This is a genomic window from Pseudomonas asiatica (assembly GCF_040214835.1).
Lineage (GTDB): Bacteria > Pseudomonadota > Gammaproteobacteria > Pseudomonadales > Pseudomonadaceae > Aquipseudomonas > Aquipseudomonas putida_Z.
Map to the genome: position 1 here is coordinate 5,495,635 of NZ_CP157874.1, position 21,709 is coordinate 5,517,343.

Annotated in this window: 16 protein-coding genes; 3 read left to right on the forward strand and 13 right to left on the reverse strand. The window is 64.1% G+C overall.

The window, feature by feature from the left end; translation table 11 throughout:
• Positions 1–83 precede the first annotated feature (83 nt).
• Entirely contained in the window at positions 84–518 is a 435-nt protein-coding gene (trxC, locus tag ABNP31_RS24470) for a thioredoxin TrxC (protein ID WP_025340948.1), read from the forward strand.
• Here trxC and ABNP31_RS24475 read toward each other — a convergent pair.
• A complete protein-coding gene (locus ABNP31_RS24475; protein WP_025340949.1) occupies positions 515–1,288 on the reverse strand; it encodes a ParA family protein in 774 nt (257 codons plus the stop codon). The genes trxC and ABNP31_RS24475 overlap by 4 nt on opposite strands.
• Before the next feature lie 165 nt (positions 1,289–1,453).
• Complete coding sequence (locus ABNP31_RS24480) at positions 1,454–2,365, reverse strand: LysR family transcriptional regulator (protein WP_085663473.1); 912 nt, start codon at positions 2,363–2,365, stop codon at positions 1,454–1,456.
• A gap of 166 nt (positions 2,366–2,531) precedes the next feature.
• Between ABNP31_RS24480 and ABNP31_RS24485 the strand changes: the two genes are divergently transcribed.
• The gene (locus ABNP31_RS24485; RefSeq protein ID WP_350013432.1) at positions 2,532–3,719 is read left to right on the forward strand and encodes an MFS transporter; all 1,188 of its coding nucleotides are present in this window, start codon (positions 2,532–2,534) and stop codon (positions 3,717–3,719) included.
• Between the two features lie 36 nt (positions 3,720–3,755).
• Here ABNP31_RS24485 and ABNP31_RS24490 read toward each other — a convergent pair whose 3' ends face one another.
• The 11 genes from ABNP31_RS24490 to pilM form a co-directional block, all read right to left on the reverse strand.
• Positions 3,756–4,103, reverse strand: coding sequence for a NirD/YgiW/YdeI family stress tolerance protein (locus ABNP31_RS24490; RefSeq protein ID WP_039612521.1), 348 nt, complete (start codon positions 4,101–4,103; stop codon positions 3,756–3,758).
• Between the two features lie 116 nt (positions 4,104–4,219).
• A complete protein-coding gene (hemE, locus tag ABNP31_RS24495; RefSeq protein ID WP_025340953.1) occupies positions 4,220–5,284 on the reverse strand; it encodes a uroporphyrinogen decarboxylase in 1,065 nt (354 codons plus the stop codon).
• A gap of 230 nt (positions 5,285–5,514) precedes the next feature.
• A complete protein-coding gene (locus tag ABNP31_RS24500) occupies positions 5,515–6,933 on the reverse strand; it encodes an FAD-dependent oxidoreductase (RefSeq protein WP_013974599.1) in 1,419 nt (472 codons plus the stop codon).
• Between the two features lie 106 nt (positions 6,934–7,039).
• Positions 7,040–11,485, reverse strand: coding sequence for a glutamate synthase large subunit (gene gltB / locus ABNP31_RS24505; RefSeq protein WP_025340954.1), 4,446 nt, complete (start codon positions 11,483–11,485; stop codon positions 7,040–7,042).
• Positions 11,486–11,857: 372 nt separating this feature from the next.
• On the reverse strand, positions 11,858–13,492 hold the full coding sequence (locus ABNP31_RS24510; protein ID WP_085663471.1) for an AAA family ATPase: 1,635 nt from the start codon (positions 13,490–13,492) through the stop codon (positions 11,858–11,860).
• A gap of 15 nt (positions 13,493–13,507) precedes the next feature.
• Entirely contained in the window at positions 13,508–14,605 is a 1,098-nt protein-coding gene (gene aroB, locus ABNP31_RS24515; RefSeq protein WP_015272135.1) for a 3-dehydroquinate synthase, read from the reverse strand.
• Between the two features lie 96 nt (positions 14,606–14,701).
• The gene (gene aroK, locus ABNP31_RS24520) at positions 14,702–15,220 is read right to left on the reverse strand and encodes a shikimate kinase AroK (protein WP_025340956.1); all 519 of its coding nucleotides are present in this window, start codon (positions 15,218–15,220) and stop codon (positions 14,702–14,704) included.
• A gap of 4 nt (positions 15,221–15,224) precedes the next feature.
• Positions 15,225–16,493 carry a type IV pilus secretin PilQ gene (locus ABNP31_RS24525; RefSeq protein WP_238067027.1) on the reverse strand — a complete coding sequence of 423 codons (1,269 nt, stop codon included), beginning with the start codon at positions 16,491–16,493 and terminating at the stop codon, positions 15,225–15,227.
• Positions 16,417–17,418 (reverse strand): pilus assembly protein PilP, encoded by a 1,002-nt coding sequence (locus tag ABNP31_RS24530; protein ID WP_350013433.1) that lies wholly within the window; start codon positions 17,416–17,418, stop codon positions 16,417–16,419. The genes ABNP31_RS24525 and ABNP31_RS24530 overlap by 77 nt, the downstream gene beginning before the upstream one ends.
• Positions 17,419–17,429: 11 nt before the next feature.
• Positions 17,430–17,966 (reverse strand): PilN domain-containing protein, encoded by a 537-nt coding sequence (locus tag ABNP31_RS24535; RefSeq protein WP_085587737.1) that lies wholly within the window; start codon positions 17,964–17,966, stop codon positions 17,430–17,432.
• The gene (pilM, locus tag ABNP31_RS24540) at positions 17,963–18,844 is read right to left on the reverse strand and encodes a type IV pilus biogenesis protein PilM (protein WP_350012845.1); all 882 of its coding nucleotides are present in this window, start codon (positions 18,842–18,844) and stop codon (positions 17,963–17,965) included. The genes ABNP31_RS24535 and pilM overlap by 4 nt, the downstream gene beginning before the upstream one ends.
• Before the next feature lie 207 nt (positions 18,845–19,051).
• On the opposite strand from pilM, the gene ABNP31_RS24545 reads away from it, so the two are divergent.
• Positions 19,052–21,502, forward strand: coding sequence for a penicillin-binding protein 1A (locus ABNP31_RS24545; RefSeq protein ID WP_371915762.1), 2,451 nt, complete (start codon positions 19,052–19,054; stop codon positions 21,500–21,502).
• The last annotated feature ends 207 nt before the right edge of the window (positions 21,503–21,709 follow it).

Consider the following 21,709-nt stretch of genomic DNA (forward strand, 5'->3'; position numbering starts at 1 on the left):
TACAAGGGTACGCGGACTCCTGTAGGAGCGGCCTTATGTCGCGATGGGCTGCAAAGCAGCCCCAAAAACCTCAAGGAAACGACATGTCCGACCCACTGGTAATCCCCTGCCCCCACTGCAACGGCCTCAACCGCCTGCCCGCCGAGCGCCTGGGCGACGCGCCGAAATGCGGCCGCTGCAAGCAGGACGTGCTGCTGAGCACCCCCTTCGAACTCACCGAAGCCAGCTACGCCAGCCAGATCAAAGGCGACCTGCCACTGCTGGTCGACATCTGGGCGGATTGGTGCGGTCCGTGCAAATCCTTCGCCCCCACCTTCGAACAGGCCGCCCGCCAACTGGCCGGCCGCTGCCGCCTGGCCAAGCTCGACAGCGAAGCCAACCGCAACCTGGCCGGGCAACTGGGCATCCGCTCGATCCCCAGCCTGCTGCTGTTCAAGAATGGCCGTGAAGTCAGCCGTCAGGCCGGGGCGTTTCCACTCCAGTCGTTGCTGGAGTGGTTGCGTAGCCAGGGAGTCTAAGCGTTCTCTTCGAGCAGCGAATGCAACTCGACAAACTGCTGGGTCAGCTTGTGCCTGGGCTCCAGGTGAATCAGCGGAAGGCTGGCATGGTGCGACTCACGCATCTTCACCGAGCTGCCCAGGTACACCGGTAGCACCGGGAGCCCTTCGGCCAGCAGCTCGTCGAGCATCTGCTGTGGCAGGCTGGCGCGGGACTGGAACTGGTTGACCACAATGCCTTCGACCACCAGGTCTTCGTTGTGGTCTTCCTTGAGTTCTTCGATCTCGGCCAGCAGGCCATACAGGGCCTGGCGCGAGAAGCTGTCGCAGTCGAAAGGGATCAGCACGCGATCGGCGGCGATCAATGCGGAAACCGCATAGAAGTTCAGCGCTGGCGGGGTATCGATGTAAATACGCTCGTAGTCCTCGTCCAGTTCGTCGAGCAACTTACGCAGCTTGTTGATCTTGTGCTTCGCCTCAAGCTTCGGCTGCAGATCGGCCAGTTCGGCCGTGGCGGTGACCACGTGCAGATTGTCGAACGGGGTTTCGTAGATATCGACCTGGTTCTTCTTGCTGAACGGCCCGCTGGACAGGCTTTGCTTGAAGAAGTCGGCGATGCCCATGGGGATATCGTCGCCGGTCAGGCCAGTCAGGTACTGGGTCGAGTTGGCCTGGGCATCCAGGTCGATCAGCAGGGTCCGATAACCTTCGCTGGCGCTCACCGCCGCCAGGTTGCAAGCGATGCTCGACTTGCCCACACCACCTTTCTGATTGAACACCACGCGCCGCATGATTGACCTCCGTGTATCAACGAATGCCCGAGTATGTGGCGCCGCTGCGGCAATGACCAGTGCCATTTGCCCGGAACAACAGCCTTGTGCTGCCTGTCCTGGCCCTATCGCCGGCAAGCCAAGCGCGTCCCCTGTGGGAGCTGGCTTGCCGGCGATGGGGCCCGATCAGGCAACTACACTGCCCCCGCCAGCCACCTGCCCTGTGAGCAACTCGGCAAATGCCCGTGCCATCGCCGACCCACCATGCTCGCGCTGCACCAGCCACACCGCCGACATCGCCCCTTCATCCAGCAGCGTGCGATAGACCACCCCCTCGATGCGCATACGCTGGAACGACGCCGGCAGCACCGACACCCCAAGCCCTGCCGATACCAGCCCGATGATGGTCATCGCCTCCCCCGCCTCCTGGGCAAAATGCGGGCTGAAACCCGCCTGGCGCGCCAGGCTCAGCAACTGTGCGTGCAACCCGCTGCCATAGCTGCGCGGGAAGAACACGAACGGCTCATTGGCCAGGGCGGTCATGTGCACGCCATGCTCCGTGCCCTCGGCCAATGGATGCGAGGCATTGATCACTGCCACCAGCGGCTCGCGAAACAACTCGGTGGCCACCAGCCCTTCCGGCAGCGGCATTGGCCGCATCAGCCCGACCTCGATGGACTCGTCGAACACCCCTTCTGCCACGTCGCGACTGCTCATTTCCTTGAGGTTCAGGTGCACCGCCGGGAAGCGCTGGCGAAACGCGTGGATGGCCTTGGGGATCTTCGAGGTGAACGGTGCCGAGGAGGTAAAGCCGATCTTCATCTCCCCCAGCTCCCCCAACTGCGCACGCCGGGCGACATCGGCGGCCTTTTCCACCTGCGCCAGCACCTGGCGGGCTTCCTCGAGGAACAACCGCCCCGCCTCGCTCAGCTCGACCCGACGATTGGTACGCTCGAACAGCCGGGCCCCCAGCTCCTGCTCCAGCGCCTGGATCTGCTGACTCAAGGGTGGCTGCGAAATGCCCAGCTGCTGGGCGGCGCGGCCAAAATGCAGCTCTTCGGCCACGGCGATGAAGTAACGCAGATGGCGCAGTTCCATGATCAGCTCCAAACAGGTCGTACAACGTCTCAAATAGGTCGAACAATATATTGGATCTAATCATTAGCCAGCTATATGCTTTTTTTCATTGCGCCAGAGGTACCCGCCCGTGAAAACTGCTGTAGCTCCCCTTCCCGCCGAGCCAGAACCTGCCCCGCTGAACGAAATGTGGATCGAAAAAGGCACCCCCGCCTTCATGAAGACCGTGCTGGCGCTATTCAGCGGCGGCTTCGCCACCTTCGCCCTGCTGTACTGCGTGCAGCCGATGATGCCGTTGCTGTCGAAGGAATTTGCCATCAATGCGGCGCAGAGCAGCCTGGTGCTGTCGGTCTCCACAGCCATGCTGGCGTTCGGCCTGCTGATCACCGGCCCTATCTCCGACCGCATCGGGCGCAAGCCGGTGATGGTGTTTGCCCTGGTCTGCGCCGCCCTTTCCACCCTGGCCAGCGCGGTGATGCCGAGCTGGGAGCTGGTACTGGCCACCCGCGCCCTGGTCGGCCTGTCGCTGAGCGGCCTGGCGGCGGTGGCGATGACCTACCTGAGCGAAGAGATCCACCCGCAGCACATCGGCCTGGCCATGGGCCTGTACATCGGCGGCAACGCCATTGGCGGCATGAGCGGGCGCCTGATCACCGGCGTGCTGATCGACTTCGTCAGCTGGCACACGGCGATGCTGACCATCGGCGGCCTGGCCTTGGTGGCGGCGCTGGTGTTTTGGAAGGTGCTGCCCGAGTCGCGCAATTTCCGCTCGCAGGCGATGAACCCACGCAGCCTGCTGGATGGCTTCGTCATGCACTTCAAGGATGCCGGCCTGCCCTGGCTGTTTCTCGAAGCCTTCCTGCTGATGGGCGCCTTCGTCACCCTGTTCAACTACATCGGCTACCGCCTGCTGGCCGAGCCCTATCACATGAACCAGGCGCTGGTCGGCTTGCTGTCAGTGGTGTACCTGTCTGGCATCTACAGCTCGGCGCAGGTCGGCGCACTGGCTGACAAACTGGGCCGGCGCAAGGTGTTCTGGGCCAGTATCGTGGTGATGGCAGGCGGCTTGCTGATGACCCTGGCCAGCCCGCTGGCGATGGTGATCGTCGGTATGCTGGTGTTCACCTTCGGCTTTTTTGGCGCGCACTCGGTGGCCAGCAGCTGGATCGGCCGCAGGGCATTGAAGGCCAAGGGACAGGCGTCGTCGCTGTACCTGTTCAGCTATTACGCCGGGTCGAGCGTGGCCGGTACGGCGGGCGGGGTGTTCTGGCACCAGTGGGGCTGGAATGGCATCGGGCTGTTCATTGGCAGCCTGCTGGCGGTGGCGTTGCTGGTGGCGCTGCACCTGAGCAGGTTACCACCGAAATCGGTGTGAAACATTCGCGGGCGTGCCCGCGAACTTGCCGTTGGATCAGTTGATGATCTCGACCATATCCACATCCACCTCCCGGCTCATCAGGTGCTTCTCCACCTCACCGGTCAGCTTGACCTTGGTCTTGTCGTTGAACGGCGTCGGCGGCAGGTCTTCATCATCGATTTCCACGGTGATGGTGCCGGTGTTGTCCTTGAACTCGTACTTGTCGTCGTTGTTGATCTTCTTGGTCACGAAGCCCTGCAGCACCACTGGGGTGTCGTCGGCAGCATCGTTGGCCGCAGCTACGGTGGTGACCGACTGGGCGCCGGGGCCGGTGTAACCGGCAGCCAGGGCGGCAGTGCTGAACAAGGGGGCGAGGATCAACGCAAGATAACGTGCTTTCATGAGGAACAGGTCCTGTTTCGGTTTCGATGGGACCAGATTAACGACGATCGCTGAATTAAAACTTAATGCAACAAAAAGCCCGGCACATGGCCGGGCTTTCGTGTTCAGAGATCAATTCACTGATGGTATTGCGCCGACAGCTCATGTACGGCGTTGATGAACACGCCAGCGTGCTCCGGGTCGACTTCCGGTGTGATGCCATGGCCCAGGTTGAACACGTGGCCTGTGCCGTGGCCATAGCTGGCCAGGATGCGCGCCACTTCCTTGCGGATAGCTTCGGGCTTGGCGTACAGCACGGTCGGGTCCATGTTGCCCTGCAGCGCAACCTTGTCACCCACGCGGCGGCGGGCATCGCCGATCTCGCAGGTCCAGTCCAGGCCCAGCGCGTCGGCGCCGGCTTCAGCGATGCTTTCCAGCCACAGGCCGCCGTTCTTGGTGAACAGGATCACCGGCACCTTGCGCCCCTCGTGCTCGCGGATCAGCCCGCTGACGATCTTGCGCATGTAGGCCAGGGAGAACTCCTGGTAAGCCGCCGCCGACAGGTTGCCGCCCCAGGTGTCGAAAATCTGCACGGCCTGGGCACCAGCGAGGATCTGGCCGTTGAGGTAGCTGGTGACCGACTGGGCCAGCTTGTCCAGCAGCAGGTGCAGTGCCTGCGGGTTGTCGTAGGCCATGGCCTTGGTCTTGCGGAAGTCCTTCGACGAGCCGCCTTCGACCATGTAGGTGGCCAGGGTCCACGGGCTGCCGGAGAACCCGATCAGCGGCACGCGGCCGTTGAGCTCGCGGCGGATGGTGCTGACCGCGTCCATCACGTAGCCAAGGTCTTTCTGCGGGTCGGGGATCGGCAGCGCTTCGATGTCGGCCGGGGTGCTGATGACCTTCTTGAAACGCGGGCCTTCGCCGCTTTCGAAGTACAGGCCCAGGCCCATGGCATCGGGGATGGTGAGGATGTCCGAGAACAGGATCGCCGCGTCCAGCGGGTAGCGGTCCAGCGGCTGCAGGGTGACCTCGCAGGCGAACTGCGGGTTCATGCACAGGCTCATGAAGTCACCGGCCTTGGCGCGGCTGGCGCGGTACTCCGGCAGGTAGCGGCCGGCCTGGCGCATCATCCACACCGGGGTGACGTCTACGGGTTGCTTGAGCAGTGCACGCAGGAAACGATCGTTCTTCAGGGCAGTCATGTCGGCATCCGGAAAAATAGTGCGGGCATTTTCTCAGACGCACAAAGAAAAGGCACGGCCGTTTGCCGTGCCTTTTCTCTATAGGTATGTCCTGGATCAATAGATTTTGTATACAAAATTCTAATGATGGGGGTGCCGATGGCCCTATCGCCGGCAAGCCAGCTCCCACAGGGTGAGCCGCAGCCCTTGTGGGAGCTGGCTTGCCGGCGATGAGGCCAGTACAGGCAACCTCAGACTTCCAGGTAGTCCAGGATACCCTCAGCAGCAGTACGCCCTTCGAAGATAGCCGTCACCACCAGATCCGACCCACGCACCATGTCGCCACCGGCAAACACTTTCGGGTTGCTGGTCTGGTGCTTGAACTTGCCCTTCTCCGGTGCCACCACGCGGCCCTGGCTATCCAGCTGGATGCCATGCTGCTCGAACCACGGCGCCGGGCTTGGGCGGAAGCCGAAGGCGATGACCACGGCATCGGCCGGCAGGATCTCTTCGGACCCCGGGATCGGCTCCGGGCTGCGGCGGCCACGGGCATCCGGCTCGCCGAGACGAGTCTCGACCACCTTCACGCCTTCGACCTTGTCCTCGCCGACAATGGCGATAGGCTGGCGGTTGTAAAGGAACTTCACGCCCTCTTCCTTGGCGTTTTTCACCTCACGACGCGAACCCGGCATGTTGGCCTCGTCACGGCGATAGGCGCAGGTCACCGACTTGGCGCCCTGGCGGATCGAGGTGCGGTTGCAGTCCATCGCGGTGTCACCACCGCCCAGTACCACCACCTTCTTGCCCTGCATGTCGACGAAGTCTTCCGGCGACTTCTCGAAGCCCAGGTTGCGGTTGACGTTGGCGATCAGGAAGTCCAGCGCGTCATGCACGCCCGGCAGGTCCTCGCCCGGGAAGCCGCCCTTCATGTAGGTGTAGGTACCCATGCCCATGAACACCGCGTCGTACTCGGCGAGCAGTTGCTCCATGGTCACGTCCTTGCCCACCTCGGTGTTCAGGCGGAACTCGATGCCCATGCCGGTGAACACTTCACGGCGGTTGCTGAGCACGGTCTTTTCCAGCTTGAACTCGGGAATACCGAAGGTCAGCAGGCCGCCGATTTCCGGGTTGCGGTCGAACACCACCGGGGTCACGCCGGCACGCACCAGCACGTCGGCACAGCCCAGGCCGGCCGGGCCGGCACCGATGATGGCGACGCGCTTGCCGGTTGGCTTGACCTTGGACATGTCCGGGCGCCAACCCATGGCGAAGGCGGTGTCGGTGATGTACTTCTCCACCGAGCCGATGGTCACCGCACCGAAGCCGTCGTTCAGGGTGCAGGCACCCTCGCACAGGCGGTCCTGCGGGCATACGCGGCCGCACACTTCCGGCAGGGTGTTGGTCTGGTGCGACAGTTCCGCCGCGGCCAGGATGTTGCCTTCGGAGACCAGCTTCAACCAGTTGGGGATGAAGTTGTGTACCGGGCACTTCCATTCGCAATACGGGTTACCGCAGCCCAGGCAGCGGTGCGCCTGCTCCACGGACTGCTGCGGCTTGAACGGCTCGTAGATTTCCACGAACTCCTTCTTGCGCTGGCGCAGCAGCTTTTTCTTCGGGTCCTTGCGGCCCACTTCGATGAACTGGAAGTCGTTGTTCAGACGTTCAGCCATTTTTCAAAACCTCTTTACCGCAGTTGCCAGCCTCAGGCTGCAAGCTGCAAGACGATCACTTGAGCACGACAGGCCCCGCGCACGGGGCCGTCACTTGCAGCTGTTGTTACTGCGGGTTGGCACGGGTACTGGACAGCAGTTGCTTCAGGTTGGCTGCCTTCGGCTTGACCAGCCAGAAGCGCCGCACGTAATCGTCCAGGTTCTCCGAGAGCTCACGCCCCCACTCGCTGCCGGTCTCTTCCACGTACTCGGCAAGGACCCGCGCCAGGTGGCTGCGGTAGGCCTCCATCGCTTCACCACTGATACGCTGGATTTCCACCAGCTCATGGTTGAGCTTGTCGACGAAGGTATTGTCCATGTCGAGCACGTAGGCGAAGCCGCCAGTCATGCCAGAACCGAAGTTGTAACCGGTCTTGCCCAGCACGCAGACAAAGCCGCCGGTCATGTATTCACAGCAGTGATCGCCAGTGCCCTCGACAACAGCGTGGGCGCCGGAGTTACGTACAGCGAAGCGCTCGCCAGCAGTACCAGCGGCGAACAGCTTGCCGCCGGTGGCGCCGTACAGGCAGGTGTTGCCCACGATGGCGCTGTGCTGGGTTTCGAACGGGCTACCGGCTGGCGGCACGATGGTGACCTTGCCACCGGTCATGCCCTTGCCGACGTAGTCGTTGGCGTCGCCTTCCAGGTGCAGGTTCAGGCCACCGGCGTTCCACACGCCGAAGCTCTGGCCCGCAGTACCCTTGAAGCGGAAGGTGATCGGCGCCGCGGCCATGCCCTGGTTGCCATGCAGGCGGGCGATTTCGCCCGACACCCGCGCACCGATGGAGCGGTCGCAGTTGCAGATGTCGAGGCTGAACTCGCCACCGGCCTGGTCGCGGATGGCCGGCATGGCCATTTCCACCATCTTCTCGGCCAGCTCGCCCTGGTCGAACGGCGGGTTCTTGTCGACTTCGCAGAACTGCGGCTTGTCAGCCGGGATGTGCGAGCTGCCCAGCAGCGGCGACAGGTCCAGGTACTGCTGGCGCTCGGTGTCGCCTGGCAGCACGTCGAGCAGGTCGGTACGGCCGATCAGCTCGCCGAGGCTACGCACGCCCAGCTTGGCCAGCCACTCACGGGTTTCTTCGGCGACGAAGGTGAAGAAGTTGATCACCATGTCGACGGTGCCGATGTAGTGGTCCTTGCGCAGCTTGTCGTTCTGGGTGGCCACGCCGGTGGCGCAGTTGTTCAGGTGGCAGATGCGCAAGTACTTGCAGCCCAGGGCGATCATCGGCGCGGTACCGAAGCCGAAGCTTTCGGCGCCGAGGATGGCTGCCTTGATCACGTCCAGGCCGGTCTTCAGGCCGCCGTCGGTCTGTACCCGTACCTTGCCGCGCAGGTCGTTGCCGCGCAGGGTCTGGTGGGTTTCGGCCAGGCCCAGCTCCCATGGGGCGCCGGCGTACTTGATCGAGGTCAGCGGCGAAGCACCGGTACCACCGTCGTAGCCGGAGATGGTGATCAGGTCGGCATAGGCCTTGGCCACACCGGCGGCGATGGTGCCGACGCCAGCTTCTGCCACCAGCTTGACCGAAACCAGGGCCTGCGGGTTGACCTGCTTGAGGTCGTAGATCAGCTGGGCCAGGTCTTCGATCGAGTAGATGTCGTGGTGCGGCGGCGGCGAGATCAGGGTCACGCCCGGTACCGCGTAACGCAGCTTGGCGATCAGGCCGTTGACCTTGCCGCCTGGCAGCTGGCCGCCTTCACCGGGCTTGGCGCCCTGGGCAACCTTGATCTGCAGCACTTCGGCGTTGACCAGGTACTCCGGGGTCACGCCAAAGCGGCCGGTGGCCACCTGCTTGATCTTCGAGCTCTTGATGGTGCCGTAGCGCGACGGGTCTTCACCGCCCTCGCCAGAGTTGGAACGCGCGCCCAGGCGGTTCATCGCCTCGGCCAGCGCTTCGTGGGCCTCTGGCGACAGAGCACCCAGCGAGATACCGGCGGAGTCGAAGCGCTTGAGGATCGCCTCCAGCGGCTCGATCTGCTCCAGCGGCAGTGGCTGGTCGGCCACTTTCACCTTCAGCAGGTCGCGGATCATCGACACCGGGCGCTGGTCGACCAGCGTGGTGTATTCCTTGAACTTGGCGTAGTCGCCCTGCTGCACGGCGGCCTGCAGGGTGTTGACCACGTCCGGGTTGTAGGCGTGGTATTCGCCACCGTGGACGAACTTCAGCAGGCCGCCTTGCTGGATCGGCTTGCGCGCGCTCCAGGCTTCGGCTGCCAGCAGCTTCTGGTCGCTTTCCAGGTCTGCGAAACGCGCACCCTTGATGCGGCTGGAAACGCCCTTGAAGCTCAGGCCCACCACTTCCTCGGCCAGGCCGATGGCTTCGAACAGCTGCGCGCCACGGTACGAGGCGATGGTGGAGATACCCATCTTCGACAGGATCTTCAGCAGGCCCTTGGAGATGCCCTTGCGGTAGTACTTGAAGACTTCGTCCAGGTCGCCCAGCACTTCGCCAGTACGGATCAGGTCAGCCAGCACTTCATAGGCCAGGTACGGGTAAACGGCCGAGGCACCGAAGCCCAGCAGCACGGCGAAGTGGTGCGGGTCGCGGGCGGTGGCGGTTTCCACCAGGATGTTGCTGTCGCAACGCAGGCCCTGTTCGGTCAGGCGGTGGTGCACCGCACCGACGGCCAGCGAGGCGTGCACCGGCAGCTTGCCCGGGGCAATGTAGCGGTCGCTCAGCACCAGCTGGGTCTTGCCAGCGCGCACGGCTTCTTCAGCCTGGTCGGCGATGTTGCGGATGGCCGCTTCCAGGCCGACGCTCTCTTCATAGTTGAGGTCGATCAGCTGGCGGTCGAAGCCTTCGCGCTCCAGGTTCATCAGCGAACGCCACTTGGCGGGCGAGATGACCGGCGAGCTGAGGATTACCCGCGAAGCGTGCTCCGGGGATTCCTGGAAGATGTTGCGCTCGGCACCCAGGCAGATTTCCAGGGACATGACGATCGCTTCGCGCAGCGGGTCGATCGGCGGGTTGGTCACCTGGGCGAACTGCTGGCGGAAGAAGTCGTACGGTGAACGCACGCGCTGCGACAGCACGGCCATTGGCGTGTCGTCCCCCATCGAGCCGACCGCTTCCTGGCCCTGCTCGCCGAGCGGGCGCAGCACCTGGTCACGCTCTTCGAAGGTGACCTGGAACATTTTCATGTACTGCTTGAGCTGGTCAGCGTCGTAGCTGGCCACGCCCTGGTCATCGGTCAGCGTCGCCTGGATGCGCGTGGCGTGCTGACGCAGCCAGCGCTTGTACGGGTGGCGCGACTTAAGACGGTTGTCGATGGCGTCGGTGTCGAGGATCTGGCCGGTTTCGGTGTCCACGGCGAAGATCTGACCCGGGCCGACGCGGCCCTTGGCGATGACGTCCTCGGGCTTGTAGTCCCATACGCCGATTTCCGACGCCAGGGTGATGTAGCCGTTCTTGGTGGTCACCCAGCGCGCCGGGCGCAGGCCGTTACGGTCGAGCAGGCACACCGCATGGCGGCCTTCGGTCATCACGATACCGGCCGGGCCATCCCACGGCTCCATGTGCATGGAGTTGTATTCGTAGAAGGCACGCAGGTCGGCGTCCATGGTCTCGACGTTCTGCCAGGCTGGCGGTACCAGCATGCGCACGCCACGGAACAGGTCGATGCCGCCAGTGACCATCAGCTCCAGCATGTTGTCCATGCTCGAGGAGTCGGAACCGACGCGGTTGACCAGCGGGCCGAGCTCGTCGAGGTCGGGGATCAGGTCGTTGGCGAACTTGGTGCGACGAGCCATGGCCCAGTTGCGGTTGCCGGTGATGGTGTTGATCTCGCCGTTGTGGGCGAGGAAGCGGAACGGCTGCGCCAGCGGCCATTTCGGCAGGGTGTTGGTGGAGAAGCGCTGGTGGAACACGCAGATCGCGGTTTGCAGGCGCTCGTCACCCAGGTCTGGGTAGAAGGCCGCGAGATCGCGCGGCATCATCAGGCCTTTGTAGATGATGGTCTTGTGCGAGAAGCTGCAGATGTAGTGGTCGGCGTCGTGGGCGTTGGCCACGGACGAACGGCGACGGGCACTGAACAGCTTGATGGCGAATTCCTGGTCGCTCAGGCCTTCACCGCCGATGAACACCTGCTCGATCTGCGGCAGGCGCTCAAGGGCCAGGCGGCCGAGCACGCTGGTATCGATCGGCACCTTGCGCCAGCCGACCAGCTTCAGGCCAGCAGCGAGGATTTCGCGGTCCATGTTGGCGCGAGCGGCTTCGGCTTTGACCGGGTCCTGGTTGAAGAACACCATGCCGACTGCGTACTGCTTGGGCAGCTCGACAGCGAAGTGCTCCTGGGCCACGGCACGCAGGAATTGATCGGGCTTCTGCATGAGCAGACCGCAACCGTCACCGGTCTTGCCGTCGGCGTTGATACCGCCGCGGTGGGTCATGCAGGTCAGTGCCTGCATGGCGGTTTGCAGAAGGTGGTGGCTCGGTTCGCCCGTCATATGGGCGATCAGGCCAAAACCACAGTTGTCCTTGAATTCTTCGGGATGGTACAGACCTGTTTTCATAGACACATTCTCACCAGGTTCACCTCTCAACGGAGGTAAATCTCTTTTTTAACAACCACTTACCATCCACGCCGATCAAACGCCAGCTTTTTTGCGGTGGCCATGGAAAACCATTGTTGCACAGCGACAGCGATGCCCACAAATTTTCATGTCTCACCATTGAAAATTTATGTCGCAATTTTGAATGTTTTTGCGCCATGCGCCGTGATAGCGGCTTGGCTCGAGTCTGAAGCGTTTCAGCCATGACTGCAAGTAAGGCTTGTGGCCGGCAGTCTGGGACAGAAAAGCCTGCCGCGTGACAACGCAGCAGGCTATTCGAAAGTCAGTAATCGCTCAGCAACTGGGCGGCGGGGTGGTGCCGCCCGGAAGGTATCAGCGGGCCGAGGCCAGCTCTTGTTGGACGCTGGCGACGGTACGTGGCCAAGGTTTACCAGCCTGGACCTTCGCTGGCAAGTTCTTGATTGCCGCAACCGCTGCGTCGCGGTTGGCGAAGTTGCCGTAAGTGACTACGTACAGCGGCTTGCCCTGCAGGTTTTTCTTGAAGTAGCGATAGTCGCCACCCTGGGCCTTGACGAACGCCTGGGCCGATGCCTCGGAGCTGGTACCCAGGATCTGCACCACGTAATTGCCCGGTTTCTGCCCGGCGTACCAGCCGCTGTTGCCGCTGCCACCGGCTGCCGGCTTCTCGACAGGCTTGGCGGCCGGCTTGGCCACGGCGACCTGGGTCGGTGCTGGTGCAGGCTTGGCTGGTGCAACCGGCTTGGCAGGCTGGGTTGCGACAGGCTTTGGTGCAGGCGCAACCGGCTGCGATTGCGGCTGTACCGGCTGGGCCGGCGCCGTGGCTACAGGCTGGGCAGGTACCGGTGCCGGGCCCGCCGGCACACCTTGCGGCGGTGCGATGGTGGTCACGGTTGGCGGCGGGTTGCCTGGCTGCAGGGCGGTATCACCGGCCGGGCTACCCTCTTCACCCTCACCCATGCCCGCGGCCTGGGCCAGCGGCTCGCGCATCACCGGCTGCGACTGGCCAACCAGCGGCAGCGGCATCGGCTGGGACGAACCCGAGAACTCGATGGCTGGGTTGCCACCATTGGCCTGGCCCTCGCCAAGCGGCAACTGGGCCTGGGCGGCCGGCGCTTCGGCAGGCGCCTTGTCACCTTTCTTCGGCATCAACACCGCGGCCGCAACGGCGACCACAACCACAGCGGACAGCGCGAGCACATGTTTTTTAGGCATCTTGAACCCCATGGATGGTCGCTTGGCCGTCGAGCGGCTGGCGATCATGGCTTCGATCAAAGTGTCACGGGCGACCTGGTTGATGTTGCCAGGCCAGCCGTCGGAGTTTTCATGGATATCGACGATCTGTTCACGGCTGAACACCTCGATGCCCCGGCCAGCACCTTCCAGGCGCTGCTCCAGGTACTCGCGGGTTTCTTCTTCACTGTAGGGGGCGAGTTCGATGATGTGGAAGCGTTCTTCCTCGACATTGATCTCGTCCAGCCCGGCAATCAGCGACGGCTCACCGAACAGGAACACATGCGGGCGCCCTTCCGGCACGCCCGCCGCCAATTCCAGCAACGCTTGGAGTGCCGACTCGTCGAGTTGTTCCGCATCGTCCACCAGCAAGTACACTTCCTGGCCGGTCAGTGCCAGTTGCACCACCTTGGCCAGGATCGCCTGCATTTCGGCCTCGGCCACATCCAGGCTCTGCGCAACCTGGCCGAGTACGCTGGCGGCATCGCTGGCGCCACGGGCGGACACCACCACGCTCTGCACCGCCTGCTTGTTGGTACTGGCCACCAGGGCCTGGCGCAGCAGGGTCTTGCCGCTGCCCAGCGGGCCGGTGACAACCAGCATCAGCTGGCTGTAGCGCGCCAGGTGGTGCAGTTGGCCGAGCACGGGCTTGCGCTGGGCCGGGAAGAACTTGAAGCCGGGCACGCGGGGCGCGAACGGATCGTGGCTCAACTGGTAATGGTCGAGAAAGGCCTCATCGGCATGCAAACTGGTCATTGCGCTGTCACAACCTCAAAGCTGGGCCACGATCGCGCGGTAATCCGCCGACAACGTGGCCTGTAGAATCTCTTTCGGATAGTCGTCGGTCACCACGGCCTCGCCCATCTGGCGCAGCAGCACCAGACGCAGACGGCCGTCGAGCACCTTCTTGTCGACCGCCATGTGCTCCATGAAATGCGCCGGGGTCATTTCCTGTGGTGGCACCACCGGCAAACCTGCGTCCTGCAACAGGCGGATTCCGCGATCGCGCTCGGCCTGGTCGATCCAGCCAAGGCGCATGGACATCTCCAGGGCCATCACCGTGCCCGCCGCCACGGCTTCGCCGTGCAGCCACACGCCATAACCCATGTGGGTCTCGATGGCATGCCCGAAGGTATGCCCCAGGTTCAGCGTGGCGCGTACGCCAGACTCGCGCTCGTCGGCACCCACCACCGCGGCCTTGGCCGCGCAGGAGCGGCGGATGGCTTCGGTCAGCGCCACCGGGTCGAGGGCACGCAGCGCCTGCATATTGTCCTCGAGCCAGGCGAGGAACGGCTTGTCGCAGATCAGGCCGTACTTGATCACTTCGGCCAGGCCTGCGGACAGCTCGCGCGCCGGCAGGGTCTTGAGGCTGGTGGTGTCGATCAGCACCGCATTGGGCTGGTAGAAGGCACCGACCATGTTCTTGCCCAGCGGGTGGTTGATGCCGGTCTTGCCGCCGACCGAAGAGTCGACCTGGGACAGCAGGGTTGTCGGCACCTGGATGAAGTCGACGCCGCGCTGATAACAGGCAGCAGCGAAGCCGGCCATATCACCGATCACGCCGCCACCCAGGGCGACCACGGTGGTGCGGCGGTCGTGCCGTGCAGTGAGCAGGCCATCGAAGATCAGTTGCAGGGTTTCCCAGTTCTTGTGGGCTTCGCCATCGGGCAATACCACCGGCAGCACCGAATAGGCACCCAGGGTCTTGCTCAGGCGTTCGAGATACAGAGGCGCGACGGTCTCGTTGGAAACGATGGCAACCTGCCGCCCGGCGATGTGCGGCGCCAGCAGCTCGGGCTGGTCCAGCAGGCCTTCGCCAATGTAGATCGGGTAGCTACGCTCGCCCAGGTCGACCTTTAGTGTCTGCATGTATCCCCACAATGTACTTGGGCGCGGCGCCGTTCAGGCACCCGCGCGGTAACGTTGAACCTCGCCTCGGCGCTGGTGGCCGAGAATAGTCCCGGGCTAACGGGGCGGCAACTGCTGCAAGCGCTCGAGAATATCGATCACCACCATGCGTGGCGGCCGCTCGTCGGTTTCCACTACCAGGTCGGCGATCTCGCGGTAGAGCGGGTCGCGGGTTTCCAGCAGGGCGCGCAAGGTCGCCTCGGGATTGGCGGTGCGCAGCAGGGGGCGATTGCGATCACGCGCGGTGCGGCCAACCTGCTGTTCCACCGAAGCATGCAGGTAGATCACCCGGCCACCCTGGTGCAGGGCCTGGCGGTTGGCTTCGCGCATTACCGCGCCACCGCCGGTCGCCAGGACCACGCCGTCGAGTGCGCACAGCTCGGCGATCATCGCCTGCTCGCGATCACGGAAACCCGGCTCGCCTTCCTTGTCGAAAATCCACGGGATGTTGGCGCCGCATCGCAGTTCGATTTCCTTGTCGGAATCCTTGAACAGCAGGCGCAGCTCTTTGGCCAATAGGCGTCCGATGGTGCTTTTACCAGCGCCCATGGGCCCCACAAGTATCAAATTTCGCACAGAATCAACGACTCACAGCAATCGCCTGGTCACTCATGATACGCGGAGTCAGGAAGACCAGCAGCTCGGATTTTTTCTCTTGTAATGCATCGCGTCGAAACAGCCGCCCAACATACGGCAGATCGCCGAAAAATGGCACCTTGTCGACCACATTGTTTTGCGAAGTCGAGTACACGCCACCAATCACGATCGTTTCACCGTCCACCACGCGAACCTTGGCATTGACCTCGTTCTTGCGGATCGGCGGTACGTTGTTCAAGGCATTGACGTAATCCGGCTCGTCCTTGGTCACCCTGACGGTCATGATCACCTTGTTGTCCGGGGTGATCTGCGGGGTCACCTCCAGCGACAACGAGGCTTCGCGGAACGCTACCGAGGTGGCGCCGCTCTTGCTGGTTTCCTGATACGGCACCTCGGTACCCTTGAGGATCCTGGCCGTTTCCTTGTCGGCCGTGACCACCTTGGGCTGCGAGATGATTTCGCCGTTGCCGCTCTTTTCCATGGCACTGAGCTCCAGGTCGAGCAGCACGTCGCCACGCAGCAGGCCCAGGCCGATGCTGCCGCCCACCCGCTCCACCCCGAGGTCGACGAACAGGTCCTTGCCCGGCAGCGGGTCTTCAACGTAAAGCGGCCCACCCCAGCGCACCCCCAGGCTTTTTTCGTAATCGACGTTGGCCTCGACGATACGCGCCTCGATCGCCACCTGGCGCACCGGTACGTCCAACTGCGCCACCAGTTGCCTCAGCTCGGCAAGGCGGTCGACCGGCAGGTGTACCACCAGCGTATTGGTGCGCTCGTCGACACTGAGGCTGCCCCGACCGGTGAGGATGCCGTCATCCGCCAGGCTCGCCAGCAGCAGCTCCGCCAGTTCGGCAGCCTTGGCGTGATGGATGGGCAACAGCTCCCGGCGCAACGGCTGCAACTGCGCATCCAGCGCCTGGCCCACACGGGCATCGACAGACTGCGCGGCAAACTCGGCCGCAGGCGCCACCAACAGCACATTGCCCTCCTGGCGCCGGGCCAGGCCCTTGCTGCGTAGCACCAGGTCCAGCGCCTGATCCCATGGCACATCCTGCAAGCGCAAGGTGACGCTACCCTGCACGGCATCGCTGGCGACCAGGTTGACGCCAGCATAGTCAGCCAGCACCTGCAGCACCGAGCGCACTTCCACATCCTGGAAGTTCAGCGACAGTGGTTCACCCTGATAAGGCGTCGCCGACGCCAGCGGAACCGGTAGCAGGGCTGCCAGCATCCATCTCATCAATGTTTTCATCGTCGTCCGGGGCCTCCTTGCCCAGGTGCTTTGCGAGTGTGATGAACGCCGTGCGTTCATGCCACACCCCTGCCATGAACAGCCGTTCGCGTACTTCGACCTGGGCTTGATCAACCCTCGCCACCACCCCCTGGTCACGCCCGACCCGGTCCCCAGGGCGCACGCGATAGAGCCTGCCGGCCGCCATCAGCAGTGCTTCGTGTACCGCCCCACGCGACAGGCTGCCGACCATCTCCAGTTGCGCCAAAGGCACGTCGGCCAACCCGCTGCCCGTCAATCGCGTCGCCCCGGGCGCAAACGGGTCCACCGGGGGCGCTGCCGTCACGCCCCTGGCCGGCATGCGCGCAAGCATCGCAGGCTCCGGCACTGGCGCCAGCGCCTGATAGGCATCAACCCGCAACTGCAGGCGCAGCAGGCCGGGCTTGCCATCGGCTGCGGCCAGCTGCAGGTCACCACTGCGTAGCACACGCGCCTGGCCCAACCAATCGCCCAGCCACTGGCGCAAGGCCGCATATCGCCCCACCACCTGTAGCTCCAGCGGTACCTTGCGCAAGCCAGCCTGTTGTTCATCTTCATGTACATCGAAGCGCTCGATGAGCAAGCCGTGCTCATGCCCCGACGCCGCCAGGCGCTCGAGCAGGTCGCTCATGCCCTCCCCGGCCGCCAGGTGCCAGTACGCCTCCCGCAAGCGTCGCTCGGCAATGGCCACAGACGCGTGGAGCTGCTCCAGTTCGGCCAGCTGCAGCGCGGCGGCTGAATGCTGTTCGTGCAACTCGGCGTGCCGGGCCTCCTCCTGCGCCTGCTGCTGCAGCGCTGCCGGGAGACGTATGGCGCAGCCCAGGCCGAACAACGCCAAGGCCACCAGCACTGGCGCCAGCTGCCTGAAGCGACTGGAGCGCTCAGCCATGGCCAGCCAGCCGAGCACCTGTGCAGCATTCACGACCAGAACGCCGAAACGCGCGCGCCCAGCAGGAATTCATCGCCGCCCGGCAGGCTCCTGATGCGCTTGAGCTCCAGACCAACCAGCGCACTCGAGCGGCTCAGGTCCCGCATGAACTGCGCGACCACGGCACCGGAGGTGGCCAGCCCGGTCATCTGCAGGCTGCCGTCTTCCAGGCTGAGGTCGAGCAGTTGCACACCCACTGGCAACGCCCGCTCGAGGTCAGCGAACACCCCGGCCAGCACATCCTGGTTGGCACGCAGGCCTTCCAGCGCCACCGCACGTGCCAGTAGCGCCTCATGCTGCGCACGCACATCGGCCAGCGGCTGCAACTGCTCGCCCAACACCTCAAGGGCCGCCTGGTGCCGGATATTGGCGAGCGCCTGCTGCTGCCCGCGCTGGCGGGCCAGCTGGTCGACCAGCGTCACGCCACACAGGGCCAGCAGCGCGCCGGCGACCAGTCGCCTGCGGAAAGACCGCAACGCAGCCTGGCGTTGCCGTTCGCGCCAAGGCAGAAGGTTCAGCCGCATCATCGGCGCAACCCTCCGAGAGCCAGGGCGCACGCCAGAATCATCGCGCCATCGACGTGTTCCAGGCGCGCCAGGTCGGGCACCAGGCGACACGGCAGGTTCAACCGGGAGCCGAGGCTCTGCAACTGGCCCGGCTCGATCGGAGAACGGCTGGCGATCAACAGACAATCGGGCAAAGGCTCACCGGCGAGCAGGGCCAGCAGGCGCTCCGGCAGCGCCCCGGCTATCGCCGACAGCCCCAGGTTCAGCTCACGCCGTTGCCGAGGCCGACCCGACTGCCAGCCATGAAGGGTGGTGCTTTGCGCCTCGATACGCAGCAACGCCGAGCTTTGGTGCCTGGCCAGCGGCAGCATGCGCCCCAAGGCAATGCTGTCGACCTCCACGGCCTCCAGTTGCAACCCGGCCTCCTCGACGATGCCCTCAAGTGGCGCCAGTGCACTCTGCCGACACGCAGCCACCATCACCTCGGCGCAGCCTGGCTGGACGCTAGAGCCTCCCAGCACCTGAAAATCCAGAGCCAGGTCTTCCAGCGGAAATGGAAACAGCCGTTCGGCGTCAGCCAGCAGCTGCGCCTCCATTTCTGCCCCGCCCTGTTCCACTGACAGGTGGCACAGCTTGCAGATCACCTGGTTGCCCGGCAGTGCCAGCGCGACCCGGCGCTGCCTGAGGCCGCTGCGTCGGTAGGCGCGCCTCAAGGCAGCCGCCACGGCGCCAGGCTCTGCCGCCCAGTCACTGCCAACCGGTGATTCGAACGGCTCTTGTACCGAGGCAAGCACCCGGCAGCGCCGGTTACGCCGCTGCAGTTGCACAATCCGAACGGAGTCGGGGGCAATTTCCACCCCCACGAGTGAACCGGCATCCTTGCCGAAGCGTCCTAGCATCGTGGCATCCTTGTTGTCTGTCGCCGCCATCTGTCGCGGCTACCTGCCCCAACCCCGCGTCAACACTAGGCCGCGCCGGCCCATCGAGGCGACGGGCAGCCTGGCCGGTAACCCGGAGAGGCGAAAAAATGCTTATAATGCCCAGCGTTTTTTGGTCCGCCGGACCTGCGTGCAATCCACTCCCAACCTGGACACCGAAAAGCCTTGATACGTCTGCTGAAGTTCTTCTGGTGGTCTTCCGTCGCAGTCATCTGCGCGCTCGTACTCGGTGTGAGCGGTGCGTTTCTGTATCTTAGCCCCAGCCTGCCCTCGGTCGAGTCGCTCAGAAGCATCCAGTTGCAGATCCCCCTCAGGGTGTACAGCAGCGACGGCAAGCTGATTGCCGAGTTCGGCGAAATGCGCCGCTCGCCGATCCGCTTCGCGGAAATTCCCCCACAATTCATCCAGGCGCTTCTGTCGGCCGAGGACGACAATTTCCTCAACCACTATGGTGTCGACCCCAGCAGCCTGATGCGCGCCGCGACCCAGCTGGTCAAAACCGGCCATATCCAGACCGGCGGCAGTACCATCACCATGCAGGTGGCGAAGAACTTCTTCCTCACCAGCGAGCGCAGCTTCTCGCGCAAGACCAACGAGATTCTGCTGGCCCTGCAGATCGAGCGCGAGCTGACCAAGGACGAGATCCTCGAGCTGTACGTGAACAAGATCTACCTGGGCAACCGCGCCTACGGTATCGATGCCGCCGCGCAGGTGTACTACGGCAAGTCGATCCGCGACGTGAGCCTGGCGCAGATGGCGATGATCGCCGGCCTGCCCAAGGCACCATCGCGCTTCAACCCGCTGGCCAACCCGGTGCGCGCCAAGGAGCGCCGCGACTGGATCCTCGGCCGCATGTACAAGCTTGGCAAGATCGACGAAGCCAGCTACCAGGCAGCCCTGGCCGAGCCGCTCAACGCCAGCTACCACGTGCCCACGCCTGAAGTGAATGCGCCTTACATCGCCGAAATGGCCCGCGCCGAAATGGTCGGCCGCTACGGCAGCGACGCCTACACCGAAGGCTTCCGCGTCACCACCACGGTGCCCAGCGACATGCAGGAAATGGCCAACAAGGCCATCCTCAACGGCCTCTCCGACTACGATGAGCGCCACGGCTACCGCGGCCCCGAAGCACGCTTCCCGGGCCGCACCCAGGCGGCCTGGCTGCAGGAACTGGGCAAGCAGCGCAGCCTTGGCGGCCTGGAGCCGGCCATCGTCACCCAGGTCGAAAAAACCGGCCTCAAGGTGCTGACCCGCAGCGGCCAGGAAGAGCTGGTAGCCTGGGACACCATGAAATGGGCGCGCCCGTTCATCAATAGCAACTCCCAGGGCCGTGCGCCGCAGTCGCCGGCAGACGTGGCCCAGGTCGGCGACCTGGTGCGCCTGCAGCGCCTGGAGGATGGCAAGTTCAAGTTCAGCCAGGTGCCTGGCGCGCAGAGTGCGCTGGTCACCCTCGACCCTTACAACGGCGCCATCCGCGCCCTGGTCGGCGGCTTCTCGTTCGAGCAGAGCAACTACAACCGCGCCATGCAGGCCAAGCGGCAGCCAGGCTCGAGCTTCAAACCGTTCATCTACAGCGCCGCCCTGGACAGTGGCTACACCGCATCCAGCCTAGTCAACGATGCACCGATCGTGTTCGTCGACGAGTACCTGGACAAGGTCTGGCGACCGAAGAACGACACCAACACCTTCCTTGGCCCGATCCGCATGCGCGAAGCGCTGTACAAGTCGCGCAACCTGGTGTCGATCCGCCTGCTGCAGGCCATGGGCGTGGACCGCACCATCGACTACATCGCCAAGTTCGGCTTCAACAAGCAGGACCTGCCGCGCAACCTGTCGCTGGCACTGGGCACCGCCACCCTGACCCCGATGGAAATCGCCACAGGCTGGAGTACTTTCGCCAACGGCGGCTACAAGATCACCCCGTACCTGATCGATCGCATCGAAAGCCGCAACGGCGAGACGCTGTTCACCGCCAACCCGGCCCGGGTACCGCAGGGTGCCGAGGACCAGGCAGGTGTGGCCGCGCCCGAACAGCCGATCAGCACCGCCGCCATGCCGGGCGAGGCACCCGCAGCCTTCAGCCAGGTGGCGCCTGCACCGCAGGTGCCGGCCGTGGCCGAGCAGATCATCGACGGGCGCACCACCTACATCCTCACCAGCATGCTGCAGGACGTGATCAAGCGCGGTACCGGCCGCCGGGCGCTGGCCCTGGGCCGCACCGACCTGGCAGGCAAGACCGGTACCACCAACGAGTCCAAGGACGCCTGGTTCTCCGGCTACAACGCCGACTACGTGACCACCGTGTGGGTCGGTTTCGACCAGCCCGAAACCCTTGGTCGCCGCGAGTACGGCGGCACCGCGGCACTGCCGATCTGGATGAGCTTCATGGGCGCGGCACTCAAGGACAAGCCTGCGCATGCGCCGGCAGAGCCGGAAGGCATCCTCAGCCTGCGCGTCGACCCGGTCAGCGGCCGTGCCGCTTCGCCGAGCACACCGAATGCCTACTTCGAGCTGTTCAAGGCCGAAGACTCGCCGCCGTCGGTGGACGAACTGGGCACTGGCGCAGCACCGGGCAGCCCGTTGCCGGCGGATGAAGCGGCGCCGATGGATCTGTTCTGAAGGTTAACGCCGTCCGTGTAGGAGCGGCCTTGTGTCGCGAAAGGGCCGCAAAGCGGCCCCAGCAATGTCTGCTTGATGCATGAACCCCGTGGGCGCTTCGCACCCCTTTCGCGACACAAGGCCGCTCCTACAAGGGACCGCATCATCAGTGCAGCGTGTAAACAAAAGCCCCGGCTCATAGGAGCCGGGGCTTTTTTGTGTCGCCAG